Annotated in this window: 16 protein-coding genes and 3 pseudogenes; 16 read left to right on the plus strand and 3 right to left on the minus strand. The window is 60.1% G+C overall.

Features of this window, described 5'->3' with window-relative positions; all coding sequences use genetic code 11:
* Nucleotides 1-79: 79 nt before the first annotated feature.
* Both GH983_RS23020 and GH983_RS23025 read right to left on the minus strand, forming a co-directional pair.
* The gene (locus tag GH983_RS23020; RefSeq protein WP_153763816.1) at nucleotides 80-2,134 is read right to left on the minus strand and encodes a bifunctional aldolase/short-chain dehydrogenase; all 2,055 of its coding nucleotides are present in this window, start codon (nucleotides 2,132-2,134) and stop codon (nucleotides 80-82) included.
* Between the two features lie 59 nt (nucleotides 2,135-2,193).
* Nucleotides 2,194-3,174, minus strand: a complete 981-nt coding sequence (locus GH983_RS23025; protein WP_153763817.1) for a sugar-binding transcriptional regulator — start codon at nucleotides 3,172-3,174, stop codon at nucleotides 2,194-2,196.
* A 244-nt stretch (nucleotides 3,175-3,418) separates the two neighbouring features.
* Here GH983_RS23025 and GH983_RS23030 point away from each other — a divergent pair, with 244 nt between their 5' ends.
* From GH983_RS23030 to GH983_RS23085, 12 genes and pseudogenes are all read left to right on the plus strand, one after another.
* Complete coding sequence (locus tag GH983_RS23030; RefSeq protein ID WP_153763818.1) at nucleotides 3,419-4,405, plus strand: BMP family protein; 987 nt, start codon at nucleotides 3,419-3,421, stop codon at nucleotides 4,403-4,405.
* Between the two features lie 8 nt (nucleotides 4,406-4,413).
* A complete protein-coding gene (locus tag GH983_RS23035) occupies nucleotides 4,414-5,823 on the plus strand; it encodes an amidase (protein WP_153763819.1) in 1,410 nt (469 codons plus the stop codon).
* On the plus strand, nucleotides 5,820-7,340 hold the full coding sequence (locus GH983_RS23040; protein ID WP_153763820.1) for an ABC transporter ATP-binding protein: 1,521 nt from the start codon (nucleotides 5,820-5,822) through the stop codon (nucleotides 7,338-7,340). The genes GH983_RS23035 and GH983_RS23040 overlap by 4 nt, the downstream gene beginning before the upstream one ends.
* On the plus strand, nucleotides 7,330-8,379 hold the full coding sequence (locus tag GH983_RS23045) for an ABC transporter permease (protein ID WP_153763821.1): 1,050 nt from the start codon (nucleotides 7,330-7,332) through the stop codon (nucleotides 8,377-8,379). Before GH983_RS23040 ends, GH983_RS23045 begins: the two co-directional genes overlap by 11 nt.
* Nucleotides 8,376-9,320 (plus strand): ABC transporter permease, encoded by a 945-nt coding sequence (locus tag GH983_RS23050; protein ID WP_153763822.1) that lies wholly within the window; start codon nucleotides 8,376-8,378, stop codon nucleotides 9,318-9,320. The genes GH983_RS23045 and GH983_RS23050 overlap by 4 nt, the downstream gene beginning before the upstream one ends.
* A gap of 16 nt (nucleotides 9,321-9,336) precedes the next feature.
* The gene (locus tag GH983_RS23055) at nucleotides 9,337-10,626 is read left to right on the plus strand and encodes an amidohydrolase family protein (protein WP_069044098.1); all 1,290 of its coding nucleotides are present in this window, start codon (nucleotides 9,337-9,339) and stop codon (nucleotides 10,624-10,626) included.
* Nucleotides 10,627-10,653: 27 nt separating this feature from the next.
* A pseudogene (locus GH983_RS24615) lies at nucleotides 10,654-10,886 on the plus strand (GSU2403 family nucleotidyltransferase fold protein); the annotation flags it as partial.
* Nucleotides 10,867-11,133, plus strand: a pseudogene (locus GH983_RS23065) (helix-turn-helix domain-containing protein); the annotation flags it as partial. The pseudogenes GH983_RS24615 and GH983_RS23065, both read left to right, overlap by 20 nt.
* Nucleotides 11,134-11,226: 93 nt before the next feature.
* Nucleotides 11,227-12,345: an efflux RND transporter periplasmic adaptor subunit gene (locus tag GH983_RS23070; protein ID WP_069044100.1), complete on the plus strand. Its 1,119-nt coding sequence runs from the start codon at nucleotides 11,227-11,229 to the stop codon at nucleotides 12,343-12,345.
* Nucleotides 12,342-13,049 (plus strand): ABC transporter ATP-binding protein, encoded by a 708-nt coding sequence (locus GH983_RS23075; protein WP_153763823.1) that lies wholly within the window; start codon nucleotides 12,342-12,344, stop codon nucleotides 13,047-13,049. The genes GH983_RS23070 and GH983_RS23075 overlap by 4 nt, the downstream gene beginning before the upstream one ends.
* The gene (locus GH983_RS23080; protein WP_153763824.1) at nucleotides 13,049-14,191 is read left to right on the plus strand and encodes an ABC transporter permease; all 1,143 of its coding nucleotides are present in this window, start codon (nucleotides 13,049-13,051) and stop codon (nucleotides 14,189-14,191) included. The genes GH983_RS23075 and GH983_RS23080 overlap by 1 nt, the downstream gene beginning before the upstream one ends.
* A gap of 4 nt (nucleotides 14,192-14,195) precedes the next feature.
* Entirely contained in the window at nucleotides 14,196-15,398 is a 1,203-nt protein-coding gene (locus GH983_RS23085; protein ID WP_153763825.1) for an ABC transporter permease, read from the plus strand.
* Between the two features lie 249 nt (nucleotides 15,399-15,647).
* Here GH983_RS23085 and GH983_RS23090 read toward each other — a convergent pair whose 3' ends face one another.
* The gene (locus GH983_RS23090) at nucleotides 15,648-16,574 is read right to left on the minus strand and encodes a LysR family transcriptional regulator (protein WP_069044352.1); all 927 of its coding nucleotides are present in this window, start codon (nucleotides 16,572-16,574) and stop codon (nucleotides 15,648-15,650) included.
* 91 nt (nucleotides 16,575-16,665) lie between these two features.
* Here GH983_RS23090 and GH983_RS23095 point away from each other — a divergent pair, with 91 nt between their 5' ends.
* From GH983_RS23095 to GH983_RS23110, 4 genes and pseudogenes are all read left to right on the plus strand, one after another.
* Nucleotides 16,666-17,298 carry a bifunctional 2-polyprenyl-6-hydroxyphenol methylase/3-demethylubiquinol 3-O-methyltransferase UbiG gene (locus GH983_RS23095; RefSeq protein ID WP_153763826.1) on the plus strand — a complete coding sequence of 211 codons (633 nt, stop codon included), beginning with the start codon at nucleotides 16,666-16,668 and terminating at the stop codon, nucleotides 17,296-17,298.
* 352 nt (nucleotides 17,299-17,650) lie between these two features.
* Nucleotides 17,651-17,893, plus strand: a complete 243-nt coding sequence (locus tag GH983_RS23100) for a metalloregulator ArsR/SmtB family transcription factor (protein WP_246727661.1) — start codon at nucleotides 17,651-17,653, stop codon at nucleotides 17,891-17,893.
* Nucleotides 17,894-18,050: 157 nt separating this feature from the next.
* The gene (locus tag GH983_RS23105; RefSeq protein ID WP_153763828.1) at nucleotides 18,051-18,887 is read left to right on the plus strand and encodes a hypothetical protein; all 837 of its coding nucleotides are present in this window, start codon (nucleotides 18,051-18,053) and stop codon (nucleotides 18,885-18,887) included.
* Between the two features lie 26 nt (nucleotides 18,888-18,913).
* Nucleotides 18,914-19,246, plus strand: a pseudogene (locus tag GH983_RS23110) (amidohydrolase family protein); the annotation flags it as partial.
* Nucleotides 19,247-19,420 lie beyond the last annotated feature (174 nt).

The raw sequence follows: 19,420 nt of genomic DNA on the forward strand, positions 1-19,420 counted from the left end.
AGTACAGAGGGGCGGCCTGGTGGCCGCCCCTTTTGATTTCATATCCGGGGAAGTGGGTAGATCGCGGTCTGCCTTGAAGTCAGCGCAGGACTGCCGCGATATTGCCGCCGTCAACGGTGGTGACATCGGCGGTCGTCCGTTCGGCGAGCGCGTGGTGTACGAATGCCCGTGCCACATCCTCGGCCGTGACTTCCAGGCCGAGCAGATTGCCTCCCATATACTCCTTCACGGAAAGGCCCCGGGCGGCAGCACGGTTGGCAATCATCTCGTCGTTGAGCAGACCAGAGCGGATGCGATCTGCATTCACGGCATTTACCCGGATGTTATCAGCTCCATGCTCAAGTGCATACTGGCGCGAAAGGAAGAGGGTAGCAGCCTTTGGCAGCCCGTATGCACCGAACTTGGCTCCCGGATTGACTGCCTGCTTGGAGGCATTGAACAGAAGCACCCCCCCGGTCTGTTGCGCCTTCATGATGCGCACGGCATTCTGTGCCACCGTCTGATGAGCGAAGAAGTTCAGTTCGAAGCTCCGGCGGAGCAGCGCATCATCCATGGTGGCGATCGGGCTTTCCCATGCCGCACCTGCATTCGATACAACGATGTCGACGCCACCGAAGGTGGCGATCGTCTTGTCGAAGGCGGCACGCACGGATGCGGGGTTAGTAATGTCGCAAGCGATGCCGATCGAATTGTTCCCGGCGGACCGGGCTGTCGCCGCCGCCTTGTCACCGTCGAGGTCGAGCGCCACGACATGCGCGCCTTCGGCTGCAAATGCCTTGACGATGGCTGCACCGATGGCACCGGCTCCACCGGTGACCACGGCAACCTGGCCGGTAAATGGTTTTGGCTTGGCGCCAGCGAGCTTTGCCTGTTCCAGCGACCAGTATTCGAGATCAAAAAGATCGGGCCGGCTCACAGGCTCGAAGCGCCCCACGGCTTCTGCATCACGTGCCGCCTCGATCCACATCTCGCCGACATCCGCCGCGATTGTTGCATCCTTGAAGGTTCGGCCATGGCCGAACATGCCAAGGCCTGGCACCAGCGTCAGGCGTGGCATGGGATCGAGCATGACGCGCGCGACGTCGTCGCGGGCGTCGTTGCTGCGGAAGTACTCGGTGTAGTCAGAGGCGAAGGCGGCAACCCGCTCGTCGATAGCAGTGCGATAACCGGGGATGTCGTCCCCGGAGGGTGCCGGCAGCACCATCGGGCCCGTCTTTATGCGTATCGAGAGGTCGGGGGTGGATACGCCTCTGGCGGCCATGTCGGCGACTTCGGTTGCATTGACGAAGTCAAGGATCTGCGGCGAGGTACGGAACACGTTGACCATGCGGTCGTAGCGGCCCTCGCCCCTGGAGACGGCGACGGCACCGCGCAGGAGCGGGGAGATCTCGCCCACACTTGCGAGTTCGTTCGGGATACTGGCAGGCGTGAAGGGATTGCGACCGTTGTTCCTGACGTGATCTTCGGCGACCGTGACATAATGGATCATCCGGTCATAGGCTTCTCTGGCTGTGTCGCCGAAGGTGAAAATCCCGTGTTTGTCGAGGATCAGTCCCTCGACTGTGGGATCTTGGTCGAATACCTCCGCCGCCGCCTTCGCCAATGCAAAACCTGGCATGATGTAGGGCACGAAGCCCATCTTGCTACCGAAGAGATCACGGCTCATTTCCCGGCTCTCTGCCTGGTCGGCGATCGCAAGGATCGCCGTCGAATGGGTGTGGTCGATGAACTTGTGGGGAAGAAAGGCGTGCAGAAGCGCTTCCACGGATGGATTGGGGGCACCCGGGTCAATCAGGTTGGCGCGTAGAAGCGTCACCATGTTCTCGTCTGAGAGTGTCGCCAGTCTGCGGCTCTTCAGGAGCGAAGCGAGTTTTACGGCCGGCAAGCCCGCCGGTTCGATACTGCCCATGTCCCAGCCACTGCCTTTGACGCAGAGGACGGCATGGGTATCGCCAACGAGATCGGTCACCTCCGTCTTGACGGACGTGTTGCCGCCGCCGTGCAGGACAAGCCGCGGCTCCCCCCCAAGAAGACGTGTCGTGTATGTGCGTAGCGCCAGGTCGCGATTGACGCCCTTCGTGGCATAGCTTGCAACGAACCGTTCGGCCTCGTCGTCGCGCCAGAGATTTTCCATGATATTCAACCTCCCCGATACCGGTCCGACCGGCATCGGTGGACCAAAGCTTTAGAGGTTCAAGCCTTGCCCGAACCCACCTTGCCGAGCCCTTCGTGGCTCCAGTGTTGCAGAACCCTTCGCGCCATCGAGGTGGTGACGACAAGATGCGAGGCAAAGCCACCCTTCAATGCCGCAATCAACGGTTCGAACTTGTTGTCTTCCTGGACGACGAGCATTCGCTTCCTGATCGCGCGGATGGAATCAAGATCTGCAGAGATGCAGCGCCGATTGTGGGCGCAATCCATCCAGCGGCCGTCCCGATCGATGAGCTGTCCGGCAATGACGCCTGCTGCCCCCAGTTCACCCATTTCGTGCATACCTTGCGCCGAAAGGGCACCGCATTTGACGAGGTGACTGTCAGCCTCGATGCCGCCGACGGAATAGAGCGCCAACTGGCAGTCGGAAATAGCGGCAAGCTGCTCCTGGATGACCGGCTCGCCGCGTAACTCATCGGCCAGCCGTTCCGAGGAGAGCACCAACGGTGCGTAAAAATTGATGCCTTCCGCGTTAAGTCGTCGGGCAATTTCCGTGGTGCATTGATCTGGGCGATAGGAGTAGGGGGCTCCCAAGTTGCCGCAGAGCTGAACAACAGTGACTCCGCGCAAGTCAGCAAATGGCATGACGTCGGCGATGTGGTAGACGGTGCGGCCCCAGGCCACGCCTACCCTCTCACCCTTGTTTATCAGCTCCAGAAAGACGGACGCGGCCACGACAGGCATCTCGGCCGCCGGATCCATCGCTTGACGGTCTTCCGGCACGATCCAGACGGTCGTCAGACCCGTTGCGTCCTCAAGTTCGCGTGCCAGGACGTCATCGGAAAACAGCTCCGAGGAGGTGGTGATCGTGACGATGCCCATCTCGCGCGCTCTGCGAAGATACATGGCGACCGAAGCTCTGGAGATCTCGAGCCTTTGCGCCACTTCGTCCTGACGAAGCCCATGTGTGTAGTAGAGCCAGGCGGCCTTGTGAATGATTTGGTCGGAGGCGCGGATCGGCATATCTTGCTCTCATCAGGTGGCTCTGACATAATTCACTACCGCTGACAAAAGTCAACCTCGGTGTGTGCGACGATGGCTTGTGTAGCAGTAGGCGCTCGGCCAGGACGCCGCCGGGCCATCCCCGTCCGCTTCGACTGTGAGAACCGGCTGCTTTGTCTATTTTATGCACAAGACTCGTCCTTGACACTTTTTTAGGCTTGCCTTACCCCTTTAAACCAATTGGTAAAAAAATGGGGAACCGCCAATGTCCAGAGAGATCCTGATCTCCCGGCGCAGCATTATTGCGTCGGGTCTTGCCCTGAGTGCCTCGACTTTCATTCCCACAGCGCGTGCCGCAGCACCGATCAAAGTGGCCGGTGTTCACGGTTCGCCCGTTGAAAATGCTTGGAATTCCGTCCTCCACAAAGCGCTTCAAGATGCTGCGGCCGAAGGGGCGATCGAATATGTCTTCTCCGAAGGCGTGTCCGGCACCGACTATCCGCGCGCCATGCGCGAATATGCCGAGCAGGGCGCCAAGTTGGTCATCGGCGAAACTTTCCCGGTCGAGAAACAGGCCCGCGAAGTGGCGGTTGACTATCCCGAGACGGCCTTCGTGATGGGATCAAGCGGCCAGCAGTCGGGGGATAATTTCGGCGTCTTCGGCACCTGGAACTTCGACGGCGCTTACCTCGCCGGCATGCTGGCGGGCAAGATGACCAAGTCCAACGTCGTCGGCTCGGTCGGCGCTATGCCGATCCCGGAAGTCAATATGCTGATCAATGCCTTCGCCGCCGGCGTCAAGGCAGTCAATCCGGATGCCAAGCATCTCGTGACCTTCATCGGCACCTTTTTCGACCCGCCAAAGGCGCGCGAGGCTGGCCTTGCCCAGATCGACGCGGGCGCCGACATCCTCTTCGGCGAGCGCATTGGCACGGCTGATGCGGCCAAGGAGCGTGGCATCAAGTCGATCGGCTCGCTGGTCGACTACACCCCGCGCTATCCGGAAACCGTCTTCGCCAACGCCCTTTGGAACTTCCGCCCGATCCTCAACGCCGCAATCGCCGATGTTGCCGCCGGCAAGCCGACAGGTCGCGACTATACCGCCTATGGCCTGATGAAGGAAGGCGGCAGTGACATCCTCTACGTCAAGGGTACGGCTCCGGCCGATGCCGAAGCGGCGATGGAGGCCAAGCGTGCCGAGATCAAAGCCGGCACATTCGAAGTTCCGAAAGTGATGGACGAGCCGAAGTAAGCCCGTCCATGCGTTCAGACGCAACGGGTCTGGCAGAGGCGATCGGCTCCGGTCGCCTCTCCGCCATCGAGGCCATGCAGGCTGCACTTGCCTCCGCGGACCAATACCGGGAATTCGGCGCCATCGCCCATATCGATGCGGAGCTCGGGCTGGAAGCGGCCCGTAGTTTTACTGCCCGATCGACAGCAGATCCTGACAGTCCGCCCATGACCTTTGGGGGAGTGCCCACGCTCGCCAAGGATCTCGGCGGTCCTTTCGCCGGATTTCCAGTCGCGGCTGGTTCCCGGCTCATTGAGCGTCGCGGCGGTCACGTCGATTCCGATCTCGCGGGACGGTTCCGCGCCGCCGGGTTCTGTCTCTTTGGCCTGACCACCAGCCCCGAATTCGGCCTGTCACTTGCCAGCGAACCTGAGATCGGTCCGATTGCCCGCAATCCGCTCGCACCCGCTCTGTCCGCCGGTGGTTCGTCCGGCGGAGCGGCTGCGGCCGTGGCGGCCGGGATTGTGTCGATCGCCCATGCCACCGATGCTGGTGGTTCTATTCGGGTGCCGGCGGCCTGTTGTGGTCTTGTCGGTCTCAAACCCAGCCGTGGCCTGATGCCGGCCGGCCCGCATTTCGGCAACCACTTGGGCGGCATCGCGACCGAACTGGCCGTCTGCCGTTCGGTGCGCGATACCTCGGCCATTCTTGCGGTCCTTGGCGGGCATGCCTGCGGTCCATTTCCACCGGTCGCGTTGGCTGATGTTCCCGAAGGGCGGATGCGCATCGGTGTTCTCACCGCGACCGGATCCGACCATCCGACCCAACCCGAGCGCTCCGCCGCAACTGAGGAGGCCGCGCGCCGGCTCGAACGCGACGGCCATGTCCTTGTGCCGGTCGCTTTCAGCCAGATCGAGGCCATCTCCGCGATCAGTCGCCGGATCTTTGTCGACATCGTCTGCATCAATCTCGCCGAGACGATCACGCACTTTGATCTCGATGCGACGCGGACCGAGCGCCTGACGCAGGCCGTGATCGAGCGGGGCCTTGCCCTGTCGGCCCGTAGCCTTTGGCAGAGCCTTAATGCCATGGTTCTGGTCAGCCGTGATCTGTGGCGGCTGTTCGACGGCCTGGACTGCCTGATTGCGCCGATGCTGGCCTCGGCACCGCTGCCGGTTGGCAGCTTTCCGAGCGATCATGCCGACACTGACCTGCATTTCGAGCGCATGGCGGCCTTTGCGCCGCTGGCAGCGCTGGCCAATGCCTCCGGCTTTCCAGCGATCACTTTGCCATTCGGCGCTGACGAGCACGGGCTGCCCTTGCCGGTGCAGATGATTGCACCGATGGGGGCGGATGCATTGCTCTTGCGGCTCGCTGCCGTGCTGGAGCAGGATGGCCGCTGGCAGCATCGCTTTCCCGTCGCAGGATTGGACGCATGAACACACCCGTTCTCGAAATATCCGGTGTCAGCAAACGGTTCGGCCAGACGCTCGCTAACGACGATATCTCCCTCAGCCTCGGCAAGGGCGAAATCGTCGCTCTTCTCGGCGAAAACGGTGCCGGCAAGACGACCCTGATGAGCATCCTGTTCGGCCACTATGTTCCTGATACCGGCCATGTGCGCGTCGATGGCCGCGACTTGGCACCAGGCAAGCCGCGTGCAGCGATCCGCGCAGGAATCGGCATGGTCCACCAGCACTTCTCGCTCGCCCCGAACCTTACCGTGCTGGAAAATGTCACAACCGGCACCGAAAGCCTCTGGTCCCTCCGGTCTCGTCGGACGCAGGCCCGCGCCCGGCTGCTCTCAATCGCCGAACGCTTCGGCCTGAAGGTCGATCCGGATGCCCGCCTCGGCGATCTCTCGGTCGGCGAACAGCAGCGGGTGGAGATCCTTAAAGCCCTCTATAACGATGCCCGGATTTTGGTGCTCGACGAGCCGACCGCCGTCCTGACCCAGATCGAGGCGGAACGGCTTTTTGCGACGCTGAAAGACATGGCGGCAAAGGGGCTGTCGCTGATCTTTATCTCGCACAAGCTGGACGAGGTGATGTCGACGGCAGACCGCATCGTGGTGCTCCGCGGTGGCCGGCATGTCGCGGAGCGCTTGGCTGTTGAGACGAGCAAGGCCGAGCTTGCCGAGCTCATGGTCGGGCGCACCGTCACGCGGCCGGTGCGTGAGGCTTCCACGCCCGGCGAGATCGTGCTTGAGGCCGCGGCCGTCACCGCCCGTGTCGGCGGGGTCGACCGGTTGAAGGCAATCGATTTTAGGCTGCGGGCTGGCGAGGTGCTCGGCATCATCGGCGTTTCCGGCAATGGCCAGGCAAACCTTGCTCAACTACTCTCCGGCACGCTGGCAAAGAGCTCTGGGGACCTGCTGCTGTTCGGTGAGGCGGTCGGCGCGCTATCGGTCGCCGATGCCGTAGCCCTGGGGATTGGCCGCATCCCCGAGGACCGGAACAAGGACGGCGTGATCGGAGAGATGTCGATCTGGGAAAATGTCGTGCTCGAGCGCCTGGCGGATTTTTCCAAAAACGGCCTGGTGCAGCGTGCTGCGGGTCTGGCGCTTGCCCAGCGCATCATCGACCAGTTCGACGTGCGTGGCGGCAGCCCGGCAAGCCGCATCCGGCTCCTGTCCGGCGGCAACATGCAGAAGCTCATCCTCGGGCGCAACCTGATCAATCGCCCGCGCATCCTGCTTGCGGCCCAGCCTGCCCGAGGGCTCGACGAAGGTGCCGTGGCAGCCGTCCATGAACGCATCCTGGAGGCACGGCGGCAGGGAACGGCGGTTCTATTGATTTCCGAGGATCTCGACGAGGTCATGGCGCTTGCCGATCGCATCCAGGCGATCGTCGGCGGTCGGCTCTCGCCGCCAATCCCGGCAGAGGAAGCTTCGGCGCGCAGGCTTGGCCTGATGATGTCCGGCGAATGGGAAAAAGAGGTCGTCCATGCGGTTTGAGCGGCGCGAACATCGCTCAGTAGCGCTCGTGGTGGCGACACCGCTAATCGCCATCGTCGCGGCCTTGGCAATTGCCGGTGGGCTTATTGCCCTCGCCGGGGCGCCGGTCCTGGAGGCCTATTGGGGCATCCTCAAGGGCGCTTTCGGCTCCCGGCTCTCGGCCACCGAGACCCTGACGCGCGCGACACCGCTGATCCTGACCGGGCTTACGGCGGCTGTCGCCTTTCGGGCGCGCCTGTGGAATATCGGCGCCGAAGGGCAGCTCTATATCGGCGCGATCACGGTCGCGGCGGTCAGCTCGCAGCTGGTCGGCGACTGGCCGGCGGCGCTACAGATCCCCGTGCTGCTTGTTCTTGGGGCGGTGGCGGGCATGGTGCTGCTGCTTGTGCCGCTGTGGCTAAGGTTGCGCTTTTCGGTCGATGAGGTGGTCACGACGCTTCTCCTGAATTTCGTCGCGGTGCTTTTCGTCTCAATGCTGATCGACACGGTGCTGAAGGATCCCATGGCCTTCGGTTGGCCGCAGTCACAGCCGGTCGCCGATGCCGGCATGCTGCCGAAGCTGCTGGCCCGTTCAAGGCTCAATCTTGGCCTCGTCATTGCAGTCGTGCTCGCTGTCGTGCTTGCCTTCGTCCAGTCGCGCACGGTCTTTGGCATGCAGTCCCGGGCCGCTGGTCTCAATCCCCAGGCCGCGACCTTTGCCGGCGTGCCTCTCGGCCGCACCCTCATTGCCGTCGCCTGCCTTTCCGGCGGACTTGCGGGACTGGCCGGTGCCGTCGAGGTCATGGGTGTGACGGGCTATGTTACCACCGATCTGTCGCCAGGTTACGGCTATTCCGGCATTGTGGTGGCCATGCTCGCCAATCTTAATCCGCTCGGCGTCGTACTCGCTTCCCTCTTCACCGCCACGATGTTCGTTGGCGCCGACGGGATGAGCCGCAGCATGGGCATTCCGAGCTACATCGCCGATGTCATCGTCGCTTTATCGCTTCTCACCATGCTGATCGCCGTCTTCTTCACTCAGTACAGGATCCGCCGATGAACGAGGTCGTCGATATCATCGCCTCTGCCGGCCTCTGGGGCGCGGTCCTGCGGATCGCCACCCCGCTCATTCTTGGCACGCTCGGTGCCCTGCTCTGCGAGCGGGCAGGCGTGCTTAATCTTGGCATCGAGGGCATCATGACCTTCGGCGCGATGATTGGCTGGCTCGCCGTCTATAACGGGGCGGACCTGTGGACCGGTTTCCTCATTGCGGCACTGTCCGGGGCCGTGTTCGGCCTGCTGCATTCGGTTCTGACGGTCACGCTCGGCCTGTCCCAGCATGTCTCCGGCCTTGGAGTCACACTCTTTGCCTCGAGCTTCAGTTATTACGTTTTCCGCCTGCTGGTGCCCGTCGCCGGCACGCCTCCGACCATCCAGCCTTTCCAGCCGATTGCGATCCCGGGCCTGAGCGACCTGCCTTTCGTTGGTCCAGCCTTCTTTGTCCAGACACCGCCGACCTATCTCGCCATCTTGCTCGCGCTCGTTCTTGCTTATGTCATCTTCCGCACCCCGCTCGGACTTGCGATCCGCATGACCGGCGAGAACCCGCATGCCGCCGAAGCCCAGGGTATCAACCCTATGGTGATCCGCTACGGCGCCGTCATGGCCGGCAGCGCGCTGATGGGCATGGCCGGGGCCTTCCTCACGCTCTCGGCCTTCAACAGCTTCTTCCCGACCATGGTGCAGGGGCGCGGTTGGATCTGCATTGCACTGGTGGTCTTTGCCTCGTGGCGGCCGGAGCGGGCATTGATTGGAGCCCTGCTTTTCGCCTTTTTCGACGCCTTCCAACTGCGTCTGCAAACGACGCTTGGCGGAACCGTACCCTACCAGCTCTTCCTGATGATCCCCTATGTCCTTTCGATCGTGGCACTCGCCGTCATGGCGCGCCGCGCCCGCGTTCCCCAGGCACTGATGCAACCCTACCGGCGCGGCGAGCGCTGAAGCCAAGAGGTCTCCCATGTTCGATCTGATCGTGCGAAACGCCAATCTGCCTGACGGCCGCCAGGGTTTTGATATCGGGCTTACCGGCGGGCACATTGCCGCCATCGAGAAACATCTTGACGCCGTCGCCGGCGAGGAAATCGACGCAACTGGCCGCCTCGTCAGTCCACCCTTCTGCGATCCGCATTTCCACATGGATGCGACGCTGTCGCTCGGAATGCCGCGGATGAATGTGTCGGGCACTCTCCTCGAAGGCATTGCGCTCTGGGGTGAATTGCGGCCGCAGCTGACCAGGGAGGCGCTGGTTGACCGCGCGTTGCGCTACTGCGATCTCGCCGTGTCGCAGGGCCTGCTCTTCATCCGCAGCCATGTCGATACCTCTGATCCGCGGCTGGTCACGGCAGAAGCCCTGATCGAGGTACGCGAGCGGGTGGCGCCCTATATCACCCTGCAGCTCGTGGCCTTCCCGCAGGACGGCTACTACCGCGCGGCCGAGGGTGTGAGATCACTAGAGCGAGCGCTCGACATGGGGATCGACATCGTCGGCGGCATTCCGCATTTCGAGCGCACCATGGACGAGGGGCGGCTGTCGCTCGAAGCACTTTGCCGGCTCGCGGCAGAGCGCGGCCTGCCGGTGGACATCCATTGCGACGAGACCGACGATCCAATGTCGCGCCACATCGAAACGCTTGCTGCCGAGACCATCCGCCATGGCTTGCAGGGCCGCGTCGCCGGCTCGCATCTGACCTCCATGCATTCCATGGATAACTATTACGTCTCGAAGCTCATCCCGTTGATGGCCGAGGCTGAGATCAACGTCATTCCCAATCCGTTGATCAACATCATGCTGCAGGGCCGGCACGACACCTACCCCAAGCGGCGCGGGCTCACCCGCGTGCGCGAACTGATGGCGGCCGGGCTCAACGTTTCTTTCGGCCAGGATTGCACCATGGACCCCTGGTATTCCATGGGCTCTGCCGACATGCTCGAAGTCGGTCACATGGCAATCCATGTAGCGCAGATGGGTGGCATCGAGGACAAGAAGCAGATCTTCGACGCATTGACCGTCAATTCGGCGAGAACAATGGGGCTCGAAGGTTATGGCCTTGAGGTCGGATGCAAGGCCGACCTCGTGATCCTGCAGGCGGCCGACGTGATCGAGGCGCTCAGGCTGAAGCCAACCCGGCTCTGCGTCGTCAAGGGCGGCAAAGTCATCTCGCGCAGCGCGCCACGTATCGGCGAGCTGTTTCTGGCGGGACGTCCAGCTCGCATTGACCCGGGTCTTGATTATGTGCCGAAGGTCTGAACGGAACAGGCCTCATTCGGTTAAGGCACGATGCTGCTCCACCGAAGCGGTGTCCCCGTTTTGGTCCCTGATCCCTCCTGTTATGCGGTCCACAAGCTCATAGTCGCCAGCCACCAGCACAATGACGGTCAGGGGTCGGCAAAGCGGAGAAGGATATTCGTCAAGTTGCGCTGCTTCTTGAAGCCCTGCAGCAGATTAGGCGATCTGCTGACTTGGCGCTCTTCTACAACGAAGCGTGGGATCGATCGGCTGGCGCGCAAAGCCCTTATTCCGGCGCGACAAATTTCGACCGCGATCAATCGGACCACGGGCAAGAATTTCTCGCAATATGTCAATGAGTTCCGTATCGCGGAGGCTTGCAGGCTCCTGGCCGAGACGAAAAAATTGGTCACTGAAGTCATGCTCGATGTGGGTTTTCAGACCAAATCCAATTTCAACCGCGAGTTCCGCAGGGTGACCGATATGACACCTGCCCAGCGGCGAGCAAAGCGCGCAAATCACGGCTGAGTTCGCCTTCATCACGTCCGAAATCGCGATTCAGTACGGTCTAAAACGTGTTCGAGGTCGAGCGGTGCCCGTAAAGCCCGCATTGCTTGCGGCATGAACACGCTCAACGAATACGACCGGAAGCTCGTCGAAACGCTCAAGTCTCTGTCCCTGGAGACGATGACCGATCCGCCGAAGCCACGCCGCAAAGTGATCCTCTGGATCATAGGCGTCCTGACTGCCGCAGTGGTTCCTGCGGCCGTCATCCTCATCTCCCCGAACTCTGCGATTGACATCAAGACTGCACTTTTCGGAGCGCTTGAACCTGCCACAACGGTTCGGTCCATCCCGCTCGAAGAGGATAGGATCGAGAGCGGTAAATCGCCTGCTGATGCGAATCCGTCGCCGCCAGCCGCACGTGAGATTACCGGCTCCGGCTATCTGGTCGCACCGCAATCGACATCTGTTTACGCCAGATACCAGGGCGAGATCACCAGCATTGCCATCGACCTTGGCGACCGTGTCCAATCCGGCCAGCCACTGGTCATCCTGAAGGATCCGAGCGCAACTCTGGCTCTTGAACAGGTTAGGGCGACCAAGGTCTCCGCCGATCTGGTCCTAGCTGCACGAGAAATCAGCCTTGCGCAGACAGCGGCGGCTCTTCATCGCGTCGACACGCTCGTTCAGCGGAATGCGACGTCCAGAAAGGACTATGAAGACGCGGAAGCAGCCTGGAAGAGCGCTTCAAACTTCGTCGATCAGGCTCGCCAGGATGTCATCAGGGCCGAACTCGCAATCCGCATTGCACAAGAGCAAGTGGATTCACTGACAGTGCGCGCGCCCTTTGCCGGAACCGTGACGAAGCTGACCGCCCATGTAGGCGACACGGTCCTTGCCCGTGCAGACAGCGTCCGGGAAAGCCAGAGCCTTCTGACGCTCACGGACATGAACAGCATGGTCATTGACGCCGATGTTGCCGAAACCAATACCTCGATGCTTCGACCTGGCTTGCCTGGCGAGGCTGTCCTGGACGGTTTTCCGGATCAGCCGTTCAAGATCGAGCTGCAGCGGGTCGCGCCGGTCGCATCCGTCGAAAAAGGCACGGTCGGAATCCGGCTCTCACTCCTCAATCCGCCTGCCGGCATCAGGCCCAACATGGCGGCGCGCATCCGCATCTCTGTTCCGAAACCCCAGACACAATCCCAACCTTACGTGGGAGAAGCCCAGCCATGAGCGACCAGCCAACAGACACGCCCTTTATCCGTTTTCGACATGTCAAAAAGGGATACAGGTTCGCAGGAGAGGCAATCTCGATCTTTGACGATCTCGATCTGGATATCCCGCGAGGCGATTTCGTCGCCGTCATGGGGCCGTCGGGATCGGGCAAATCGACGCTGCTCAATATGCTGGCGGGCGTCGAAAGCCCGGACGCGGGCGAGATTGCCATTGGCGCCGCCAGACTGGACCTGATGGGCGAAAGCGCCCGTTCGGCATGGCGTGCGCACAACATGGGCATCGTCTTCCAGTTCTACAACCTTCTACCTATGCTCACTGCGGCGGAGAATGTCGAACTGCCGCTCCTGCTCAAGCCTGTCTCTGCAAAGGAGCGTTGCATCCGCGTCGGCAAGGTTCTCGATCTCGTGGGCCTTGCGGGGCGTGAGCGACAGTATCCGGGGCTGATGTCCGGCGGCCAGCAACAACGGGTCGGCATTGCGCGCGCCATCGCGGCCGATCCCGATCTACTGTTGTGTGACGAACCGACCGGCGATCTCGACCGCAAATCCGCAGACGACGTGCTGGCCATGTTGCGTCTCCTCAACCGAGAGCTGGGAAAGACCATCGTGATGGTGACCCACGATCCGCAGGCCGCACGTCACGCCCGCCGGACCTTACATCTCGACAAGGGACGTTTCGTCGACGAGAGGGAGACCGCCTGATGAGCTTCTTCCGCCTCGCCAGACGCAACGCCTGGCGCAAGCCATTGCGCACGTTTTTGTTGATCTTTTGCGTGACAGTCGCCTTCCTGATCTATGGGCTGACCGCGAGCTTTCTTGATGGCACACAGGGAACGACCGGCGCCAGTGATGATCTCCTGGGTGTCATGAGCACAGCAGGGCGAACGCAAGCCTTGCCAATGGCCGCTATGACACGCATCGCCTCCGAACCCGGTGTCGCTTCGGTCGCTTACATGACACGCATGCGCGGCTACGTGACTGTCGAGAAGAACGTGGTGGGCGTGAGCGCTGGCAACCCGGCACTGATTGCAAAGGTGAACGGCCAGGAGCTTGGCCTGACGCCGGAACTAGTTTCAGCTCTCGGGGAGGCGCGCGACAGAGTGCTGGTGGGCCGTGCGCTCGCGGAAGCACAGGGATGGTCGGTTGGTCAGCGCATCACGGTCACATCTTTCCAGACCGCCCGCAAAGACGGAACCCGCGATTGGCGCTTCGACATCGCCGGCATTTTCGAAGGCGAGACCGCCAGCACCGACACCTATTTCATGCTGGCAAACTACGATTACATCAATACGGCGCGTTCGCGGGGCACGGATACCGTCGATGCCTTCGTCGTGCGGCCTGCGCCGGGTACTTCCGCTGGCGCGCTTGCAGCGCGTATCGATGCCCTCTTCGCCAATTCGGCGACACCTACCCGCACTCAATCGGAAAAGCAGTTCCTGGAAGGCTTCCTGCGCCAATATGCCGATGTAGGGTTGATCATCAATCTAGTTATTGGCGCCGCTTTCGTGACCTTGCTGATGATCGTCATCAATACAATGATGTTTGCGGTGCGCGAACGCACCTTCGAAATCGGTGTCCTGAAAACCCTGGGCTTCTCACAGAAGCGCATTTTCATTCTTGTCCTCGGCGAGACACTGTTTCTGTTTGCACTCGGCGGCACACTCGGCCTTGTCCTGGCAAAGCTTGCCACAGTGGTGACCGGACCGGCGCTCGGCCTCGTCTTCTCGATGACGGTGCTGGCCAAGGCCGCCTCACTCATCGCCGTGCTTGGGCTCGTCACCGGCCTGATACCGGCCATAAACGCCATGCGCACACCGATCACGGCCGCCTTTAGAGCGAGATAAGAAGATGTCATCCCAATTCAAGCAAGTGCTCGTCATGACCAGAGCAAACCTCCTGAGCCTGCCACGTCGCTCGGCGATCGCGGCATCCATGGCCCTTTCCGTCGCGCTCGTCGTCTGCGTGCTGGCCGGCTTTCTCTCAATGGCCGCCGGCTTCGAGACGGCGTTGAAAAGCGCCGGTTCGCCGACCGTGGCCGTGATCCTTGGAGGCGGTACAAATCAGGAGACCGGCTCCGATGTGCCGGCCGGCGTCATCCGCACCATCGAGGCGATGCGGGGCGACATAGGCGCTGCACGGGGTTCAGCGGGTAACCTCATTGTGTCACGAGAAATCGTCGTGCCCGTCGAAAAGGCCGATGACAAGACTGGCCAGACAAAGATGCTGGCGCTGCGGGGCATGGACCCGACCGGCCCCGTCTTGAGGGATGGGATCACATTGACAACAGGGCGCTTTGCAGGACCGGGTGCGCGCGAGATCGTCGTCGGAAAGCAGATCGCTGCCGCGTTCCCAGCGCTTGCGATCGGGCAATCAGTGCGGCTGGGCTCCGTCAACTGGACGGTGGTCGGTCAATTCTCCTCAGGTAGCAGTGCGTTCGAATCCGAAATATGGGGCGACCTCGACGCGGTTCGCGCCGCCTTCGACCGGCAGGGCGAAGTGCAGAGCCTTCGCTTGCGGCTTGAGGAGATTGATGCGATCGGTACACTGAGAGCCGCTCTCGCAACCATCTCCGATACGCCTTTGAATGTCGTGACCGAAGCTGATCTCTATGCCGCGCAATCAGTCGGAACGGCTAATCTCATTCGGCTGTTCGGATGGCCGCTGGCTCTGCTGATGGCGCTCGGCGCAACGGCCGGGGCGCTCAATACGATGATGAGTTCGGTGTCTGATCGGACGGTCGAAATCGCCACTGTACGAGCGCTCGGCTTCAGCCGTTTTTCCGCTTTCATTGCGACATGGGTTGAGGCCGTTGCGCTCGCAGCGCTAGGGGTCACCGCTGGCCTGATCGCGTCATGGTTGGTGTTCAACGGCTGGCAAGCCAGTACCGTTGGCGCCAACAATGCGAGCCTGTCGTTCCAGCTGACAATGAATGGCTATGTGATGCTGACAGCAGGTCTTCTGGGCTTGGCAATCGGTGTTGTCGGCGGCGCTTTGCCTGCTCTTTCCGCAACCCGCCTGCCTGTAACGGCCGCCTTGCGGGCTCGCGGGTAACGGGTCATGTCGCACAAATACTGACACTGTGAAGCGAAGCGGATCGGTTGACCTTTGAGAACAATCTCTATCGCGCAAGTCCCTCGCAAAAGTCTGCACTTTGCGATGGAGTTTTGCGACGCACTCCCCTCGTTCACATATCCGGGAACGGTATCGGCACCGGGCAGTCGAGTTGACGAGAGCAAATAGGTCGTGGCAGTGGCGCTATCAGTAGCCATTTTGCCGATGGATATGCTCGGATGACACTGATCAGGCTTTGCCCACCAGTTGCCCCACTCGCCCTGATGGCAAAACAGACAACGCTTTAGTCAGTACATCGAACACGAGACGGATCCTGGTACTGCTGTGGAGTTCGCGGTGCGTTACGAGCCATATCGGAAATTCGACACAGATGGATTCAGGCAAGACCGCCTCTACCTCAGGGGCGAATGGAATGAAGTCGATGGCCATGAACCCGTATCCAAATCCTTTGCGAACAGCTTCCCATGCGACGGTTCCATTTGACGAATTGAAGCACATATTGGCTTCTTTGACGTCTATACCGAGCTTTTGCAGGTGTCGGACCATGTCGCCTTTGTTTCCGTAGGCAACAAAGCGCTGACCAGCGAGGTCACCTAAATTCAAAGGGCGTCCATAGGCATCTAGATAGCTACGAGCCGCGTAAAGATGGGCGCTTGTTTGTCGTAGTAGCCGCCCTATCAATTCTCCGTCAACGGGGCGCACATGACGGATTGCGATATCCGCTTCACGTGTCCTGATGTCGCTGATCTCGTTCGAGGCTATCACTTCGATCTCAAGCCCCGGTGCAATGGAGTGCAAATGGCGCAGGATTTCTGGTAGCAGGTAGTGAGCAAACATGTCGGTGGCAGAAATGCTGACCGGACCTGATACGCCATTTGCTTGGCCAGAGGCGACCAAACTGAGTCGCATCCCTGCCTCAGCCATGGATCTGGCTGCATCTGCGATTTGGCGCCCCGTGTCCGTCAGCACAAGTGTTCTGCCGCGACGCTCGACCAGCACAATCCCGAGCGCCGCTTCCAGTGCAGCAATTTGACGTCCGATGGTCGGCTGCGTCAAACACAGCGCATTTCCCGCCGCTGAGAGCGAGCCTAGGTCGGCAACAGCTACGAGCGCGCGTGCCTGGTTCCAGTCAAAAGTCAGCTTGTTCCAATTCATGCAAATATGCATATCACTTCAACGTTAAAGCGCAATTCCCAAAACTATCGCATGAAGCTAATTGAACTCCAGCCCACCATTGGAGAGACGGATGACCGCAGATGCAGCGTTTTGGGATCAGATCGCGGAAAAGTATGCCCGCGACCCAATCAAGGATATGAGATCCTTTGAGTATACGTTGGAGCGGACTCGCAGCTTTTTGAACGCAGGTTCCCGTGTTCTGGAGGTTGGCTGCGGAACAGGAACGAGTGCCTTGCTTCTGGCACGGTCAGCAAGACGAATAGCAGCCTGTGATGTATCGGAGGCCATGGTCCGGATTGCCCGGCAGAAGCTCGAGGTTCCCGATGCGCCACAAAATGTCACCTTTGAAGTCGCGCCAATATCCCGCGAGCATCTGCCTGTCGGCACATTTGATGTGGTTACCGCCTTTAATGTTCTGCATCTAGTGCGGGATCTGGATGAGGCGCTTGCCGCAGTTGCAGGACGCGTCCGACCGGGAGGGTTCTTCATCTCTAAGACGCCTTGTCTGGCAGATTCCAGTTTTCTCCTTCTGAAGCCTGTCGTGGCGATGATGGCGCGTATGGGGAAGGCCCCCCAAGTTCTGTTCCTCACACGAAGAACCCTTCAGGCACGTATACGGGCCCAAGGTTTTCAGCTCATCGAGGTCGGTGATTTTCCGCGCCGACCCCCGCGTCATTTCATTGTCGCTCGCCGCCTGGACTAGTGCGCAATCTGCTCCAGGCATCCACGCTTCGTGGGGAGCCGACAAGAAGCGAGGCCCGATAATGTCCCGTCGGGCCTCGCGACGAATTGGTACTGCTGCTGCCTACAGACCGACCAAAGGCTGTTCTTTGAGAAAGATGGCAGGACCAGCATATGGCCGCCGAACTGACCAACAGACGGATGAGGACGACCAGTAGGAAGTGCGTCTTTTCTGACCGCCAGCTCGGCGTCATCCCATAAAGCGTAAATAAGAATAGCAACTGGAGGCATTGCATTGAAGATCGTATCGAGGGGCCTTGCGCCACAGAGCCGCCAGAGCAATTCCGGCCCCTTGCTGGAAAAACGCCACCATCGTGTTCACGGTCTTATCGAACACTGTACGGCTCGGCGTTCTTCTTCGGCTCATCGAGCGGGAGTGGTCCGTGGGCGAACTTGCGGCTGATATGAAAATGGGCCAATCGGCTATTTCCCAGCATTTGGGCAAGCTGCGGGAAGCAGGGGTGGTCTGTGCACGTAAAGACAGACAGGCATTATATTCTCACTGCAGCGATGAAACTGTGATTCTTTTGCTTTCTGAATTTGGAATAATTCGTTAGTTGCGAATTTACTGAGTTTCGCATCAAGGTTAAAGAATATTACAAGCAACTAGCGCATTGGGGTGCCAGATTTGCTAGTTCATGAGCGCTGTTTTGTAGATGAATAATCGCGTCTTTTGAATCGATATGAGAAGCATGGTTGTCCTTGGTGTTTTACGTGACAACCAATTCCGCAAAATATCCGTCGTTGCAGATATACACAGTAACAAAACGTCGTTCAGGGATTGCTGAAGGAAAGGATCATATTATGCGGCTAAGCAAACTATTGATCTCCCATTCGATAATACAGTCGTCTATTGCTGCTGTGTGTGCACTCCTACCCCTACAATTTGCAACTTCCTTACAGGCACAGTCGTTTAACGAGATGGCCAGTGAGAGTTCTGCACAAGCGTTTTACGCCGACGTTCAGCGAAGGATTAGTGCAGGCATCGATGACGGACCGTCCTACCAACTGTCTCGGGATTATACTTTAACACCGGAACAGGAGGCCCAGCTTGAACAGAGGCGACAAGATGATGAAACCGTAGAAAGGCTGCGCAAAGACCCCGTGTTTATGCGCTATTGGCAAGGTTACTGGGATCATTATCAGGCCCGAGCTGAAGCCCAACCGGGAGAGTTTTGTGCGGCAACTTATGTTAATCTCCACGGCTCCGTCACGCTCACGGGCGCCGACAAGAGCTGGGATGGCGGCCTACTGATGTTTGTCGGCAAGGATATTCCACGTCCAAAAGCGTTCAGAGAAATTTCTGCTTCACTCACGCAAGACGACGGGCGTCCTGCAACGGTTCGCATTTACAACATGCCGGCGAGTTCAGAAATGCCAGGCGTGGGAACATTGATTTTTGCCGTTCCGAGCATGCCAGCGGCCCTTTCCGGGATGCGGAACGAGCAAAGGTTCGTCATCGCTATTGATGGGAAAGAAGTGTTTCGGATGAGCTGGAAGGATGGCAAAAAAGCCAGTAACGCTCTTCGCAAATGTATCCGCAAGCACTGAACTTACGCATCCCGCAGAAGCTGCAGTCAGCCGACATGCTCGAAGTCGGTCACATGGCGATCCATTTGGCGCAGATGGGTGGCATCGAGGACAAGAAGCGGATCTTCGACGCATTGACCGTCAATTCGGCGAGAATAATGGGGCTCGAAGGTTATGGCCTTGAGGTCGGATGCAAGGCCGACCTCGTGATCCTGCAGGCGGCCGACGTGATCGAGGCGCTCAGGCTGAAGCCAACCCGGCTCTGCGTCGTCAAGGGCGGCAAAGTCATCTCGCGCAGCGCGCCACGTATCGGCGAGCTGTTTCTGGCGGGACGTCCAGCTCGCATTGGCCCGGGTCTTGATTATGTGCCGAAGGTCTGAACGGGACCGGCCTCATTCTGTTTGTTGAGATGGACCGCCTAGACGCGGAGGCTGCTGATCTACACTGAGCCGTGGCAATGGCTTGAATGTAATCTTCCGATTCCAGATGAATTGCCTCGCGCGTTCATCGCTTGAAATATGTTCTGAAGAATGGCGGCGCTCGCAACACGGTTC

Origin of the sequence: Agrobacterium sp. MA01, assembly GCF_009650195.1 — a bacterium.
In the GTDB taxonomy this organism is placed as follows: Bacteria; Pseudomonadota; Alphaproteobacteria; order Rhizobiales; family Rhizobiaceae; genus Allorhizobium.